The organism is Streptomyces nodosus, from assembly GCF_008704995.1.
GTDB lineage: Bacteria > Actinomycetota > Actinomycetes > Streptomycetales > Streptomycetaceae > Streptomyces > Streptomyces nodosus.
The window spans coordinates 6,694,757-6,709,736 of the sequence record NZ_CP023747.1 but is presented as its reverse complement, the minus strand read 5'-3'; the positions used below and the strand labels follow the sequence as shown (position 1 = coordinate 6,709,736).

14 protein-coding genes are annotated in these 14,980 nt (G+C 70.9%); 11 read left to right on the top strand and 3 right to left on the bottom strand.

Annotation, left to right across the window (positions count from 1 at the left end; translation table 11 throughout):
* Positions 1–97: 97 nt before the first annotated feature.
* Positions 98–856 (top strand): response regulator transcription factor, encoded by a 759-nt coding sequence (locus CP978_RS29835; RefSeq protein ID WP_043445971.1) that lies wholly within the window; start codon positions 98–100, stop codon positions 854–856.
* Positions 853–2,685, top strand: coding sequence for a sensor histidine kinase (locus tag CP978_RS29830; protein WP_052454371.1), 1,833 nt, complete (start codon positions 853–855; stop codon positions 2,683–2,685). Before CP978_RS29835 ends, CP978_RS29830 begins: the two co-directional genes overlap by 4 nt.
* A gap of 158 nt (positions 2,686–2,843) precedes the next feature.
* Here CP978_RS29830 and CP978_RS29825 read toward each other — a convergent pair whose 3' ends face one another.
* The 3 genes from CP978_RS29825 to CP978_RS29815 all read right to left on the bottom strand — a co-directional run bounded on the left by CP978_RS29825 (position 2,844) and on the right by CP978_RS29815 (position 6,278).
* Complete coding sequence (locus tag CP978_RS29825) at positions 2,844–3,962, bottom strand: NADH:flavin oxidoreductase (protein WP_043445969.1); 1,119 nt, start codon at positions 3,960–3,962, stop codon at positions 2,844–2,846.
* A gap of 105 nt (positions 3,963–4,067) precedes the next feature.
* Positions 4,068–5,648 (bottom strand): MDR family MFS transporter, encoded by a 1,581-nt coding sequence (locus CP978_RS29820; protein ID WP_227745507.1) that lies wholly within the window; start codon positions 5,646–5,648, stop codon positions 4,068–4,070.
* 30 nt (positions 5,649–5,678) lie between these two features.
* The gene (locus CP978_RS29815; RefSeq protein ID WP_107070471.1) at positions 5,679–6,278 is read right to left on the bottom strand and encodes an NADPH-dependent FMN reductase; all 600 of its coding nucleotides are present in this window, start codon (positions 6,276–6,278) and stop codon (positions 5,679–5,681) included.
* 116 nt (positions 6,279–6,394) lie between these two features.
* Here CP978_RS29815 and CP978_RS29810 point away from each other — a divergent pair, with 116 nt between their 5' ends.
* The 9 genes from CP978_RS29810 to CP978_RS29770 all read left to right on the top strand — a co-directional run bounded on the left by CP978_RS29810 (position 6,395) and on the right by CP978_RS29770 (position 14,978).
* Entirely contained in the window at positions 6,395–7,132 is a 738-nt protein-coding gene (locus tag CP978_RS29810) for a TetR/AcrR family transcriptional regulator (RefSeq protein WP_043445967.1), read from the top strand.
* Between the two features lie 129 nt (positions 7,133–7,261).
* Positions 7,262–8,122: a hypothetical protein gene (locus tag CP978_RS29805; RefSeq protein ID WP_052454370.1), complete on the top strand. Its 861-nt coding sequence runs from the start codon at positions 7,262–7,264 to the stop codon at positions 8,120–8,122.
* A 304-nt stretch (positions 8,123–8,426) separates the two neighbouring features.
* Complete coding sequence (locus tag CP978_RS29800) at positions 8,427–9,914, top strand: FAD-dependent monooxygenase (protein ID WP_043445964.1); 1,488 nt, start codon at positions 8,427–8,429, stop codon at positions 9,912–9,914.
* A gap of 13 nt (positions 9,915–9,927) precedes the next feature.
* Positions 9,928–10,254: a TcmI family type II polyketide cyclase gene (locus CP978_RS29795; protein WP_043445961.1), complete on the top strand. Its 327-nt coding sequence runs from the start codon at positions 9,928–9,930 to the stop codon at positions 10,252–10,254.
* Positions 10,251–11,531, top strand: coding sequence for a beta-ketoacyl-[acyl-carrier-protein] synthase family protein (locus tag CP978_RS29790; protein ID WP_043445958.1), 1,281 nt, complete (start codon positions 10,251–10,253; stop codon positions 11,529–11,531). Before CP978_RS29795 ends, CP978_RS29790 begins: the two co-directional genes overlap by 4 nt.
* On the top strand, positions 11,528–12,754 hold the full coding sequence (locus CP978_RS29785) for a ketosynthase chain-length factor (protein ID WP_043445955.1): 1,227 nt from the start codon (positions 11,528–11,530) through the stop codon (positions 12,752–12,754). Before CP978_RS29790 ends, CP978_RS29785 begins: the two co-directional genes overlap by 4 nt.
* A gap of 93 nt (positions 12,755–12,847) precedes the next feature.
* On the top strand, positions 12,848–13,117 hold the full coding sequence (locus CP978_RS29780; protein ID WP_043445950.1) for an acyl carrier protein: 270 nt from the start codon (positions 12,848–12,850) through the stop codon (positions 13,115–13,117).
* Positions 13,118–13,236: 119 nt separating this feature from the next.
* Positions 13,237–14,022, top strand: coding sequence for a 3-oxoacyl-ACP reductase FabG (gene fabG / locus CP978_RS29775; protein ID WP_043445947.1), 786 nt, complete (start codon positions 13,237–13,239; stop codon positions 14,020–14,022).
* A gap of 20 nt (positions 14,023–14,042) precedes the next feature.
* Positions 14,043–14,978, top strand: coding sequence for an aromatase/cyclase (locus CP978_RS29770; protein ID WP_043445944.1), 936 nt, complete (start codon positions 14,043–14,045; stop codon positions 14,976–14,978).
* Positions 14,979–14,980: the final 2 nt, after the last annotated feature.

The following is a 14,980-nucleotide window of genomic DNA, read 5'->3' as shown; positions in this document are numbered from 1 at the left end:
CCAGCATTGTCAGCCAAATGTCAGGAACCCTTGGCGGTCCGGTATGCCTCCCGCCGCGCGGACGGAACCGTGCCGCCGCCGTTCCTACACTGATGCCATGTGTGCATATGTGGTCGTGGCCGAGGACGACGCCGACCAGGCCGAACTGGTCCGCCGCTACCTGGAGCACGAGGGCCACGAGGTGACCGTGGCTCACGACGGCCGCTCCGCCCTCGACCTGGTGCGCGGCCGACGCCCGGACCTGCTGGTCCTGGATGTGATGATGCCCCGGCTCGACGGGCTCGATGTGTGCCGTGTCGTGCGCGCGGAACCCGGTTTCGCTCATCTGCCCGTGCTCATGCTGACGGCCAGGTCGTCCGAGGACGACCTCCTGCTGGGCTTGGACCTGGGCGCGGACGACTACATGACGAAACCGTTCAGCCCGCGCGAACTCATGGCCCGCATACGGTCGCTGCTCCGCCGCAGCGACCGGGGTCCGGTCCCCGCCGCCGGCCTGGAACCACACACCCCCGCCCCCGCCGCCGTCCTGCGGGCCGGCCCGGTGACGGTCGACCGCGCCCGTCACGAGGTGTGGGCGTACGGCCGCGTGATCCGCTGCACGCCGGGGGAATTCCGTCTGCTCGACATGCTCGCCGAGCACGCGGGGCAGGTGCTTTCCCGGGCGCAGATCCTTGAACGGTTGCACGGCTCCGACCCGTTCATCACTCCCAGGACGGTGGACGTCCATGTCATGAACCTGCGCCGCAAGCTCAAGGAGGCCCGACCGGGCACCCAGGAGGCCATGCCGCTGGTGACGGTGTACGGAGTGGGATACAAACTCATGGACGACCACCGCAGCCGGCAGGCGCCCTCATGAGTGACTCCCGGCCACGGGACACGTCCCGGACCACGTCCGTGCCGCTGGGGCGCAGCCTGCTGATACGGCTGCTGGCGGTGTCGGCTCTCGTCTCCGTCTGCTCGATCACCGCCACCGCATGGGTGGTCCTGCAGACCACCGCCGTCGTGCTCAGCCGGGAGCGGGGGCAGGCGCTGGCCGACGACGCCCGCGTCTACGACACCCTCATGGGATACGCGGCGACCCACCCGAGCTGGAGCGGTGTCCGGCCCACCGTCGACCGCCTGGCCGGGTCGACCGGTCACCGTGTCGTCCTCCTCGGCAAGGACGGTCGCACTCTGGCGGACTCCGCCGCGGGCCGGGACCGCCCCTTCCAGCCGCCGCAGAAGGCGACCGCGGTGATCGACCCGCTGGCCGTCGACTCCGAGCTGAGCAGAAGCACGGACGACGGCTCGGGAACGGAGCGGATCGACCCGCGGGCGGTGGGCCCGTTCAAGCTGTCCGGGGAGGACGGCGTACGCCTGAGACGCACCGCGTCCCGGATGGTGGTGTGCCTGCGCGGTCTCGGAGTCCGCCAGGCCCATGTCCAGGTGATGCCCGGCGGCCGCCCGAGAGTGGTGGTGCCCAACCCCGGTGGCACACCCACCGCCGGCGACCAGCGCTGTGCCACGACCACGCTGACCGATCCGACACCGTCGGAGGCAGAGGCCCTGTCCGCGCTCACCACTCTCGTCAACGCGTGTCTGGCCCGCCGGCAGGCGGACGGGGTGATCCTGGCCCTCGACGGAAGCTGGGAACCGCGGACCCGGCACGCGCCCCCGGCCTCGACGGTCTCCTCGTGCCTGACGACCAGCCGCAGCCAGCAACTGGCACCGTATGTGGCACCCGCCGCGCTGATGTATGTCGGCAGTCCCGGTCGTACGGCGACGACGTTCTTCGACCTCTCCCCCGCGAACAGGCTCCGCATCGCCGGTTGGGCCGCGGCCGTGCTGGTGCTGACGGTGACCGTGACCACGCTGGCGGGCATCCGTCTGGTGAAGCCGCTCAGAGCACTGACCGGCGCCGCCATGCGCATGGAGGCCGGGACGGTGTCCACCCGGGTACCGGTCCGCGGCGGCGACGAGATCGCGCGGCTGTCGGCCGCCTTCAACGCGATGTCGCAGCGCCGTGAGCAGCTGGAGTCGGCGCGCCGGAACATGACCAGCGACATCGCTCACGAACTGCGCACCCCGGTGAGCAACATCCGGGGCTGGCTGGAGGCGGTGGAGGACGGCATCGCGAGTCCGGACGCCGAGCTGGTGGCCTCCCTGCTGGGGCAGGCGCTCCAGCTCCAGCACATCATCGACGATCTCCGGGACCTTTCGGCGGCGGAGGCCGGCGCGCTCCGGCTGGCTCCTGAGCCCCTCGAGGTCGCAGAGGTGCTGTCGGCCATCGCCCTGGCCAACCATGCCACCGCCGCCGCGGCGGGGGTCGCCCTCACCGTGGTGACCGAGGGCCACGTTCTCGTCCTGGCAGATCCCGTACGGATACGGCAGATGGTCGGCAACCTCATGTCGAACGCGATCCGCCACACCCCCGCGGGCGGGTCAGTCACCTTGAGTGCCCGCGTCTGTCACGGTGCCGCCGTGATCGACGTGACCGACACCGGTACCGGTATCCCCGCCGACGATCTGCCGCATGTCTTCGACCGGTTCTGGCGCGCGGAGAAGTCCCGCAGCAGACAGAGCGGCGGCAGCGGCCTCGGCCTGGCGATCGTGCGCCGCCTGGCCGAGGCACACGACGGAACGGTCACCGCGACCAGTACCCCGCATATGGGCTCGACGTTCACCCTCCGCCTGCCGTGCCCCTGAAACCACCTGGCGGGCAGGTCAGCGTTCCCGCCACCAACGGGCGGGGGCACCGAAGACGTCCCGCAGGGTGTCGGCGGCACGAACCCGACGCACCGGTCATCACCGCGTGATGACCAGATCCACAGGAAGCCAGTGACCCGAGTCGGTGGCCGTACGGCTCAGTGGAGGCTGCCGACCAAGCCCCGGTGGAACGGGCTGAGTTCGTCGACGCGTCCGGCGAGGATCTTCCCCAGCCATTCGGGGTCCCCGAGCAGGGCCCGGCCGACCGCCACGAGGTCGAACTCCTCGCGCTCCATGCGGTCGAGCAGCTCGCCGATGTCCGTGACCGTGGCCTGCGCGCCCTGGAACACCTCGAGGAACTCGTTGCTGAGGCCCACCGAGCCGACGCTGATGGCGGGCTTGCCGGAGAGCTTCTTCGCCCAGCCCGCGAGGTTGAGGTCGGACCCCTCGAACTCGGGGAGGTGGAACCGCCGGGTGGAGCAGTGGAAGGCGTCGGCGCCCGCGTCGGCCAGGAGACCGAGCATGGTCTGCAGTTCCTGCGGCGTCTCGGCGACCCGCGCCCGGTAGTGGTTCATCTTCCACTGGGAGAACCGGAAGGAGATCGGGAAGTCGTCGGAGACGCTCTCCCGGCAGGCGGCCACGATCTGGGCGGCGAATCGGGTGCGACCGACGATGTCGCCGCCGTAGGCGTCGGTGCGCCGGTTGGTGTGCGCCCACAGGAACTGGTCGATGAGATAGCCGTGGCCGCCGTGGATCTCGACGCCGTCGAAACCCAGCGACTCGGCGGACGCGGCGGACGTGGCGTAGGCGGCGACCACGTTGTCGATGTCCGCCTGGGTCATCTCCGTGCCCGACTTCGTGCCGTCCAGGGCGATGCCCGAGGGGCCGATCCGCGGGGCGTCGGGGACCGGCGGACTGCCTGCCGTGCGGTCCATGCCGACGTGCCACAGCTGCGGCATGATCCGGCCGCCCGCCTCGTGGACGGCCTCGGCCACGGCCGCCCAGCCGGCGAGCGCCTCGTCGCCGTAGAAGTGGGGGACGCGGGCGCTGCTGCCCGCCGAGTCGTGGCCGACGTAGGTGCCCTCGGTGATGATCAGACCGACCCCGGCGGCCGCCCGCCGGGCGTAGTACTGCGCCACGTCGTCGCCCGGCACTCCGCCGGGGGAGAACTCGCGCGTCATCGGGGCCATCACGACGCGGTTGGGCAGTGTGAGGCCTCCCAGGGAGAACGGACGGTCCAGGACGTCCCGGGCACGTTCGACGGAATACTTGGGCATCGGTGTTCGCCTTCGGTAGGGGCCGGCCGCACGGCGACGGGGGATTCGTCCGTGCGGCCGGCTGCTTGGGTGGGCAGGGGGACGGGTGGCGGCGCGGGGCCGCGCTCAGTCCCCCGAAGGGGTTCGGGCGGAGTCCTTCCCGGCTCCGGCCCCGGCGGCCGGCGGCCCTGCGGCAGCCGGGATCAGGGGCGGCGCGGCGCGGACGAACCACACCGTGCCGAACGCGATCGCGGACAGGACGGCCGCGCCCAGCAGGACGCCGTGCAGACCGCTGCTGACGGCTTCCCGCACCGCGTCGCGCGTGGCGGCCGACATGTCCTTCAGCTGCGCCGGGGTCAGTGCGCCGCCCGCGGTGAGCCGCTGCTGCGCGGCGGAGCCCAGCCGCTCGGTCAGCACATCGGTCATGCGGCTGCTCTGCAGGGCGCCGAGCAGGGCCACCCCGAGGGAGCCGCCGATGGTGCGCACCAGGGTGACCGTGCCTGTGGCCGCGCCCATGTCCCGCGGGTCCGCGTTGTTCATGGTGGCCACCATGGTGCCCTGGATCAGGGCGCCGACTCCCACCCCGATGACCAGGGTGAACGCGGAGGCCGCGACGAGCGGGGTGTCCGTGCCGAGCAGGAGGAGCAGCAGCGCCCCGGCGAGGGCGACGGCGCCGCCGGTGAGCGCCACGACGCGGTCCAGACCGCCTCGGTCCATCAGCCGCCCGGTGGCCAGCTGTGCCGTCAGCATGCCGAGCATCAGCGGCAGGATGAGCAGGCCGCTGGCCGTGGACGACGAACCCTGGACGAACTGCATGTACTGCGGGAGGTAGTTGACGACGGAGAAGAGTACGGCGCCGACCAGGAAGCTGAGGATCTGGGCGAGGGTGAAGTCCCGGCGGGCGAAGAGCCGGGGCGGCATGATCGGTTCGGCGGCGCGCAGTTCCACGCGCACGAACCAGGCCAGTGCGAGCACGACGAGCACAGCGAGTCCGGCGATCTGCCAGGACATCCAGGCGTAGGTGGTGCCGGCCCAGCCGGCCAGCAGGGTGAAGGCCAGGATGCCGGTGGTGAGCAGGGCCGTGCCGAGCCAGTCGATCCGCCCCGCGACCCGGCCGGCGGGCAGCCGTACGCCCTTGGTGATCGCCAGCAGCGCGACCAGGCCGATGGGCACGTTGACGTAGAAGGCCCAGCGCCAGCTCATGTAGTCGGTGATGAACCCGCCGAGCAGGGGGCCGCCGACGAAGGCGACCGGCATCATGACGCCCACCATCGACTGGATGCGGCCGCGGTCCTGCGCGGGCACCACCACGCCGATGACCGAGAGCGCACCGACCATCAGGCCGCCGGCGCCGAGTCCCTGGAGGCCGCGGAAGACGATGAGCTGCCCCATGCTCTGCGCCAGGCCGCAGAGCACCGTCCCGACCAGGAAGAGCGTCACGGAACTGAGGCAGGCGCCCTTGCGGCCGTACAGGTCCCCGAGCTTGCCCCAGACGGGAGTGGACGCGGCCATGGTGAGCAGGTACGCCGTCACCGCCCACGAGAAGTGGTCGAGGCCGCCGAGGTCGCCCACGATCGTGGGGAGCGCCGTGCTGACGAGCTGTCCGTCGAGCGTCGCCAGGAAGATGCTGAGCATCAGTCCGAAGACACCCAGCCGGGGCAGGCCCGGCCGGTCGGGCGGGGGAGTGTCGGGTGCGGGGTCGTTCATCGCTGCCCCCAGGGCACGAGTGGAGGGATGTCAGACGGCATACGGGCGCGCGCGCCTGGCCTCGCGCAGGGCCTGCCCCCACCAGGTGAGCTGGTTGAGCATGGCCTTGGCCGCAACATCGCACCCGGGGTCGGCCGGCCTGCCGTCGGCATCGAAGACCTCGCGGTAGTTGTGGAAACTGACGGTGTTGCGGATCGTGACCGCGTGGAGCTCCGCGAGCACGACACGGAGCTGTTCGACGGCGCGCAGGCCGCCGGCGAGTCCGCCGTAGGAGACGAAGCCGACCGGCTTGGCGTGCCACTGCTCGTTGTGCCAGTCGATGGCGTTCTTCAGCGGCGCGGGGAAGCTGTGGTTGTACTCGGGCGTGACGATCACGAAGGCCTCGGCGTCGGCCAGCCGCGGCGACACCGCGCCGAGCTGGGCCACGACCTCGTCGGCGGGGGTCTGCCCGAACACCGGGAAGACCGTGGGCAGAGGCGTCTCGACAAGGTCGATCAGGTCCACCTCCATGTCCTCGCGCTGGGCGATGTGCCCGGCGATCCAGTCCGCGACGACCGGACCGAACCGTCCATCCCGGGTGCTGCCGATGATCACCGCGGTGCGGATGGTGTCGTCAGTCACGTCGGCCATGGAGGACTCCTTGGTGTATACGCCGTATCTTTCTCGTACAACGTACACATCTCCGCGTACGCTGTCCACTCCTGATACGCTGTACACAGCACTGTTCGTCGGAAGGAACCGAAGCGATGACCGCCCGGGAGAGACAAGCAGCGAGCGAGGACAAGGACCACGTCTCCGTATGGGAGCGGCTCGAGCGGCCGGCGCCCGTCCCTCGCACCACCCTGACCCCCCTGCGCATCGCCAGGACCGCCGTCGGCATCGCCGACGCGGAGGGACTCGACGCGGTCACCATGCGCCGCCTGGCCACCGAACTCGGCGTCGCCCCCATGGCCGCGTACCGCTACGTCACCGGCAAGGACGAGCTCCTCGAGCTGATGGTCGACTTCGTGTACGCGGAGCTGTTGCTGCCCGACGGCAAGGAGGGCTGGCGCGAGACCCTGCGGTCCGTCGCCCTGCGGATAAGGGAGGTCCTGCTGCAGCATTCGTGGGTGACGCGGGCGACATGGTGCGCGCCGACCCCGAACCAGCTGGCCGTGACCGAGGCCGTCCTGGCCGCGCTCGACGGCCTCGGGCTGGACGCGGACAACGCCATGGCGGTCTACAACACCCTCACCTCCTATGTGCACGGCGCGGTGGACTCGGAGATCGGACTGACGCAGATGCTGCGCGTCCGCGGCTGGTCCACCCGCGAGGAGGCCCGCGCCGGACTGGCCTCGCAGATGGCCTGGCTCATCACCACCGGCCGGTTCCCGATGTACGCGCGCTACATCACCGAGGCCCGGCGCAAGGACGACCAGCAGTGGCAGTTCGAGGCCGGTCTGGACTCCGTCCTCGACGGCATCGCGGCGCGCCTCTCGATCTAGGACATCACCAGGACAGGCCGGTTCGAAAAACCGATGACCCGCTACAGAGAAAATACATGTAGCGGGTCATCGCTTGCCGGTCCCTGAATCCAAGAAATAGATTCGCCGCACTTCGAAGCGGTGGGGGAAATGATTCACGGATTCAAGGACACCACGGATACCGTCCGCACGACGACCACGGAACCGACGGAGTGCGAGGGCACCGCGTGCCTGCGCAGCGTCGCCGCCGGCCGCGCCCCGGAGCTGGCCGTCGCCGGCAGCCGGCTCTGCCCGAACTGCCGGCTCCGTCTGACCCACGACCTGCGGCGGCTGCCGCGCCTGCACGACGAGTGCGGACAGTTGCTCACCGGCGTCGACCGGCCGCGCGACCGCACGTCCGGCGGCGGCTCCGTGCCCGGGCTGTCCTTCAACACGGCGGCCGCCGAGGCCCGTTCGGGGATCACCGGAATTCTGCGGTCATGGGCTGCGCTGGTGGTCGAGGAGCGGGGCGTCGGCGCCCCGCAGGACACCCCGGCCCAGATCGCGGACTTCCTGCTGCGGCACTCCGCATGGCTCCTCGCGCACCGGGCCGCCGGCGAGCTGTCCGACGAGGTGGCACGGTGTGTACGCCGGGCCCGTCGGGTTGTCGACCCGGCCCCGCGGCGCCGGGTCCCGGTCGGCGACTGTGTCGTCCCGGGCTGCGGGGGCGCGCTCACCGCGGCGGTCCGGCCGGGCGGCGACGCCCTCGCGGTCGAGGTCGGCTGCGACACGGAGCCCGCGCACCGCTGGTCCGGGCAGGAGTGGATGCGGCGCAGCGGCCGGCCGGGCACGGAGCGCACGGAGCCGGCGGTGCGCTGGATGACCGCCCGGGACATCGCCGCGCTGTGGGGCGTCGCGCCGGGCAGCGTCTACCGGCGGGCCAGCGAGGACCAGTGGCGCCGCCGCGCAATCAACGGCCGCACCTACTACCACGAGCAGGACGTCCAGGCGTCGTTCGGCGACCACGCCTGACAGGCGCCGGCGACAGCCGCCGCGCACAACGGCTCCACCAGGGCGAACCTCACCTGGTGGAGCTTTTTTGTTGCCCCAAAAATTTGATTTAACAAAGTTCTGACTCAAGCATGTCGTTGAACTGGAATATGGGTATTGACATCCGCCGGGATTCCGAAGAAGCTCTTCATTAGCTTCCGCAGCACTGTGTCGATTCATCCGGCACGAATATCACTGCAGAAAAGCATCAAGCGGCGCACCGATGTCCCATTCCGGTGCGCCGCTTCGTCGTACCGACCATTCCGATGCCCCGGAGGACACATCCATGGACGCTTCCGTCATCGTCGCCGGCGCAGGTCCCACCGGACTCATGCTCGCCGGGGAGCTACGGCTTGCGGGAGTCGACGTCATCGTGCTGGACCGGCTCCGGGAGCGCACCGGCGAGTCCCGCGGGCTGGGCTTCACGACACGGACGATGGAGGTCTTCGACCAGCGCGGGCTGCTGCACCGCTTCGGCGACATGGGCACCAGCAACGCCGGCCACTTCGGCGGGCTGCCGGTGGACTTCGGCGTCCTCGACAGCATCCACCAGGCGGCCAAGACCGTGCCGCAGTCGGACACCGAGACGATACTCGAAGGCTGGGTGCGCGAGCTGGGGGTCGACCTCCGACGCGGCCACGACCTGATCACCCTGCGCGACCACGGCGACCACGTCGAGGCCGAGGTGCGCGGCCCCGAGGGCGAGGAGAGCCGGCTGACGGCTTCCTACCTCGTGGGGTGCGACGGCGGCCGCAGCACCGTACGCAAGGCCACCGGCTTCGACTTCCCGGGCACCGCGGCGACCATGGAGATGTACCTGGCGGACATCAAGGGCGTTGACCTGAAGCCGCGGCTGATCGGCGAGACGTATTCCGGCGGCATGGTCATGTGCGGCCCGCTCGGCGACCGCGGCGTCACCCGCATCATCGTCTGCGAACGCGGTACGCCGCCGCGCCGACGCGCCGAGCCGCCCTCGTACGCGGAGGTGGCCGCGGCATGGCAGCGGATCACCGGCATCGACATCTCGCACGCCGAGCACGAGTGGGTCAGCGCGTTCGGCGACGCGACGCGGCTCGCCACCGAGTACCGGCGGGGCCGAGTACTGCTGGCCGGGGACGCCGCGCACATCCATCTGCCGGCCGGCGGCCAGGGCATGAACACCGGTATCCAGGACGCCCTGAACCTCGGCTGGAAGCTGGCCGCCGTGGTCCGCGGCACCGCGCCCGAGGAGTTGCTGGACACCTACCACGGCGAACGGCACGCGGTGGGCGAGCGGCTGATGACGAACACCAGGGCGCAGGGGCTGCTCTTCCTCAGCGGCGACGAGGTCCAGCCGCTGCGCGACGTACTGGCGGAGCTGATCCGGTACAAGGAGGTCAGCCGCCATCTCGCCGGCATGGTGAGCGGCCTGGAGATCCGCTACGACGTCGGCCCGGGCCGCCACCCGCTGCTGGGTCTGCGGATGCCGCACCTGGAACTGGTCGGCGACCGGCGCAAGACCAGCAGCACCGAACTGCTGCGCGCGGGGCGGGGTGTGCTGCTCGACCTGGAGGACAACGCTGTCCTCCGCGACCGCGCGGCCGGGTGGTCGGACCGGGTGGACATCGTGACCGCGGAGCCCCACGGCGTCCCGGCCGACGGTCCGCTCTCGGGCACGTCGGCGGTGCTGGTCCGTCCGGACGGGCACGTGGCCTGGGCCGCGCCGGGCAGCCACCACGATCTGCCCATGGCACTGGAGCGCTGGTTCGGTCCGTCCCGGATCCAGCAGGCTTGACAAGGAGAGACGCATGCACAGCACATTGATCGTGGCCCGGATGGAACCTCATTCGGCCGATGACGTCGCCCGGCTCTTCGGCGGGTTCGACGCCACGGACATGCCGCACCGAATGGGCACCCGGCGCCGACAGCTCTTCACCTACCGGGGCCTCTACTTCCACCTCCAGGACTTCGACTCCGAGGACGGCGGCGAGCGGATCGAGGCGACCAAGACGGACCCGCGGTTCGTCGGCATCAGCGAGGACCTCAAGCCGTTCATCACCGCCTACGACCCCGCCACCTGGCGCTCCCCCGCCGACGCCATGGCACGGCGCTTCTACCACTGGACCGCACGGTGAGCGGCCCGGACGGCAGGCGGGTCGTGATCACTGGCATCGGCGTCACCGCGCCGGGCGGCGTGGGCGCCAAGAACTTCTGGAGCCTGCTGGCCGACGGGGGCACCGCGACCCGGCGCATCAGCTTCTTCGACCCGTCCCCGTTCCGCTCGCAGGTCGCCGCCGAGGTCGACTTCGACGCCGAACTGCTGGGTCTCGGCGCCCAGGAGATCCGCCGGATGGACCGGGCCGCGCAGTTCGCCGTGGTCACCGCGCGGGAAGCGGTGGCGGACAGCGGACTCGAGTTCGACGCCCTGGCCCCGCACCGGACCGGCGTGACCATCGGCAGCGCGGTCGGCGCGACGATGGGGCTCGACGAGGAGTACCGGACCGTCAGCGACAGCGGACGGCTCGAACTGGTCGACCACGAGTACGCGGTCCCGCACCTCTACAACTACATGGTGCCCAGTTCCTTCGCCGCTGAGGTGGCCTGGGCGGTGGGTGCGGAGGGCCCGACCACGGTGGTCTCCACCGGCTGCACCTCGGGCCTCGACGCCGTGGGCTACGCCGCCGAGCTGATCCGCGAGGGATCGGCCGACGTCATGGTGGCGGGCGCGGCGGACGCCCCGATCTCGCCCATCACCGTGGCCTGCTTCGACGCGATCAAGGCCACCACCTCGCGCAACGACGATCCGGAGCACGCCTCCCGCCCGTTCGACGGGACGCGCAACGGGTTCGTGCTCGGCGAGGGTTCGGCGGTCTTCGTCCTGGAGGAACTGGACACCGCACGGCGGCGCGGCGCCCATGTGTACGCGGAGATAGCCGGATACGCCACGCGCAGCAACGCCTTCCACATGACGGGGCTGCGCCCCGACGGACGCGAGATGGCCGAGGCGATCCGAGTCGCCCTGGACGAGGCCCGGCTCGCTCCGGAAGCAGTCGACTACATCAACGCGCACGGCTCGGGCACCAAGCAGAACGACCGGCACGAGACCGCCGCGTTCAAGCGCAGCCTCGGCGAGCACGCGTACGCCGTGCCGGTCAGCTCCATCAAGTCGATGGTCGGGCACTCCCTGGGCGCCATCGGCTCGATCGAGATCGCGGCGAGCGTGCTGGCGATGGAGAACAACGCCGTGCCGCCCACCGCCAACCTGCACACACCCGACCCCGAGTGCGATCTCGACTACGTGCCGCTCACCGCGCGGGACTGGAGGACCGACACCGTGCTGTCCGTGGGCAGCGGGTTCGGTGGTTTCCAGAGCGCCATGGTGCTCGCCCATCCCGATCGGAGGGCAGTATGAACGGGTCCGGCGTCCGGGTCGCCGTCACCGGGCTGGGCGTCGTCGCCCCCAACGGCCTGGGCGCGGAGGCCTACTGGACGGCGACCCGCAAGGGAACCAGCGGCATCGGCCGCATCTCGCGGTTCGTCCCCGACGGGTATCCGGCCCAACTGGCCGGGGAGATCGAGGGATTCGCCGCGGCGGAGTATCTGCCGGGCCGGCTGCTGCCGCAGACCGACCGGATGACACAGCTCGCCCTCGTGGCAGCGGACTGGGCGTTCGAGGACGCCGCGGTGCGTCCCGGGGAACTGCCCGAGTTCGAGATGGGCGTGATCACGGCCAGTTCCTCGGGCGGCTTCGAGTTCGGCCAGCGGGAGTTGCAGGCCCTGTGGAGCCAGGGAAGCCGGTACGTCAGCGCGTATCAGTCGTTCGCCTGGTTCTACGCCGTCAACAGCGGCCAGATCTCCATCCGCAACGGCATGCGAGGCCCGAGCGGCGTGGTCGTCAGCGACCAGGCCGGCGGACTCGACGCGGTCGCCCAGGCGCGGCGCCAGATCCGCAAGGGCACCCGGCTGGTGATGTCAGGGGCCGTGGACGCCTCGATCTGCCCCTGGGGCTGGGTCGCCCAGATGGCGAGCAACCGGCTGAGCACCAGGACCGACCCGGAGCGGGCGTATCTGCCCTTCGATGCCGCGGCGAACGGCCACGTGGCCGGCGAGGGCGGCGCCCTGCTCGTCCTGGAGGAACTGGAGCAGGCCCGAGCCCGGGGCGCGAAGCAGATCTACGGCGAGATCGCCGGGTACGGCTCCACGCTCGACCCCCGCCCGGGCAGCGAGCGTCCCGCGGGTCTGCGCAAGGCGATCGAACTGGCGCTGGCCGATGCCGGGGCCACGCCGGGCGAGATCGACGTGGTGTTCGCCGACGCGGCCGCCATCCCCGAGCTGGACCGGATCGAGGCCGCGGCGATCAACGAGGTGTTCGGAGCCGGGGCGGTGCCGGTGACGGCGCCCAAGACGATGACCGGGCGGCTCTACTCGGGAGCGGCTCCCCTGGACCTGGCCGCCGCGTTCCTCGCCATGCGGGACGGGGTGATCCCGCCGTCCATCGGCGTCACGCCCTCCCCCGAGCACGGCCTCGACCTGGTCGTCGACCAGGAGCGGACCGCCACAGTGCGCTCCGCCCTGGTGATCGCCCGCGGCCACGGCGGTTTCAACTCCGCAATCGTGGTGCGCTCCGCCGCATAGGGCCCGGCCCGCCGACGAGTGGCGACGGTCAGCCGGCGCGCGGAGGACCGGCATCACCGACTCCCCACCGCAGCAACGGAAGGACACTCACCCATGGCTTCTCACGAGTTCACCATCGACGACCTCAAGCGCATCCTGCGCGAGGGGGCCGGCGCGGACGAAGGCGTCGACCTCGACGGGGACATCATCGACACCGACTTCGAGTCGCTGGGCTACGAGTCCCTGGCGATGCTGGAGACCGGCGGCCGCATCGAGCGCGAATTCGGCGTCACCCTCGACGACGACACGCTGACCGACGCCAAGACCCCGCGTGCGCTGATCGAGTCCGTGAACGCCCTTCTGGTGCCCACCGAGATCGGCTGAGCCCAGCCCCGGACCGCGCCGCCGGTTCTCGTCGATGCCTCCGACAGGAACCGGCGGCGCGTTTTCTCCTCTCGCGCCCCCTCTCGCCTCGCGCTTCCAACCTTCTGCAGGAGACAGACATGAAGCAGCAGAATCCGAAGGTCGCCCTCGTCACCGGGGCGACCAGCGGTATCGGCCTCGCGGTGACCAGGCTGCTGGCCGAGCAGGGCCACCGGGTGTTCCTGTGCGCCCGCACCGAGGACAGCGTGACCCGCACGGTCAAGGAACTCCTCGACGAGGGGCTGGAGGTGGACGGCGCCCCCTGCGACGTCCGCTCCGCCGACGACATAGGACGGTTCGTGCGGCAGGCGGTCGAGCGCTTCGGCACGATCGACGTACTCGTCAACAACGCGGGCCGGTCCGGCGGCGGAGTCACCGCCGACATCGCCGACGAACTCTGGCACGACGTCATCGCCACCAACCTCGACAGCGTCTTCCTGATGACGCGCGAGGTGCTCACCACGGGCGGCATGCGTGACAAGGACCGCGGCCGCGTCATCAACATCGCCTCCACCGCGGGCAAGCAGGGCGTGGTGCTCGGCGCCCCCTACTCGGCCTCCAAGCACGGTGTCGTCGGCTTCACCAAGGCGCTCGGCAACGAGCTCGCGCCCACCGGCATCACCGTCAACGCGGTGTGCCCCGGCTACGTCGAGACACCGATGGCGCAGCGCGTGCGCCAGGGCTACGCGGCCGCGTACGACACCAGCGAGGACGCCATCCTCGAGAAGTTCCAGGCGAAGATCCCGCTCGGTCGCTACTCGACACCGGAGGAGGTCGCGGGCCTGGTCGGCTACCTGGCGTCCGACACCGCCGCCTCCATCACCTCCCAGGCACTGAACGTCTGCGGCGGCCTCGGCAACTTCTGAGCCACGGAGGAGAGCACATCATGACGACCCGTCAGGTCGAGCACACCATCACCGTCGAGGCCCCGGCCGCCGCCGTCTACCGGTTGATCGCCGAGGTGGAGAACTGGCCGCGGATCTTCCCGCCCACCCTCTACGTGGACCACGTCGCGCGCGGCGCGGGCGAGGAGCGCATCCGGATCTGGGCCACCGCCAACGGCGAGGCGAAGAACTGGACCTCGCGCCGCACCCTGGACCCCGGGAGCCTGCGGATCACGTTCCGCCAGGAGGTCTCCACCCCGCCGGTCGCCGCCATGGGCGGCACGTGGATCATCGAGCCGCTGTCCGAGACGTCGTCGCGGGTGCGGCTGCTGCACGACTACCGGGCCGTCGACGACGACCCGGAGGGCCTGAAGTGGATCGACGAGGCCGTCGACCGCAACTCCCGCTCGGAGCTGGCCGCGCTGAAAACCAACGTCGAGCTGGCCCACGCCTCCGAAGAGATCACGTTCTCCTTCGAGGACACCGTGCAGATCGCCGGCGTGGCCAAGGACGTCTACGACTTCGTCAACGAGGCCGGGCTGTGGGTGGAACGGCTGCCGCACGTGGCCTCCGTCCGCTTCTCGGAGGACGCCCCGGGGCTGCAGACCCTGGAGATGGACACCCGCGCCAAGGACGGCTCGACACACACCACCAAGTCGTACCGGGTGGTCTTCCCGCACCACCGGATCGCGTACAAGCAGGTCACCCTGCCCGCGCTGATGACCCTGCACACCGGTTACTGGACGTTCACGGAGAACGCCGGGGGCGTCGCCGCAACCTCGCAGCACACCGTGGTCCTCAACACGGCGAACATCGCCGCGGTCCTGGGCCCGGACGCGACCGTCGCCGACGCCCGGGAGTACGTCCGCAGCGCGCTGAGCACCAACAGCCGCGCCACCCTGGGTCACGCCAAGGACTACGCCGAGAACAAGCGCTGACC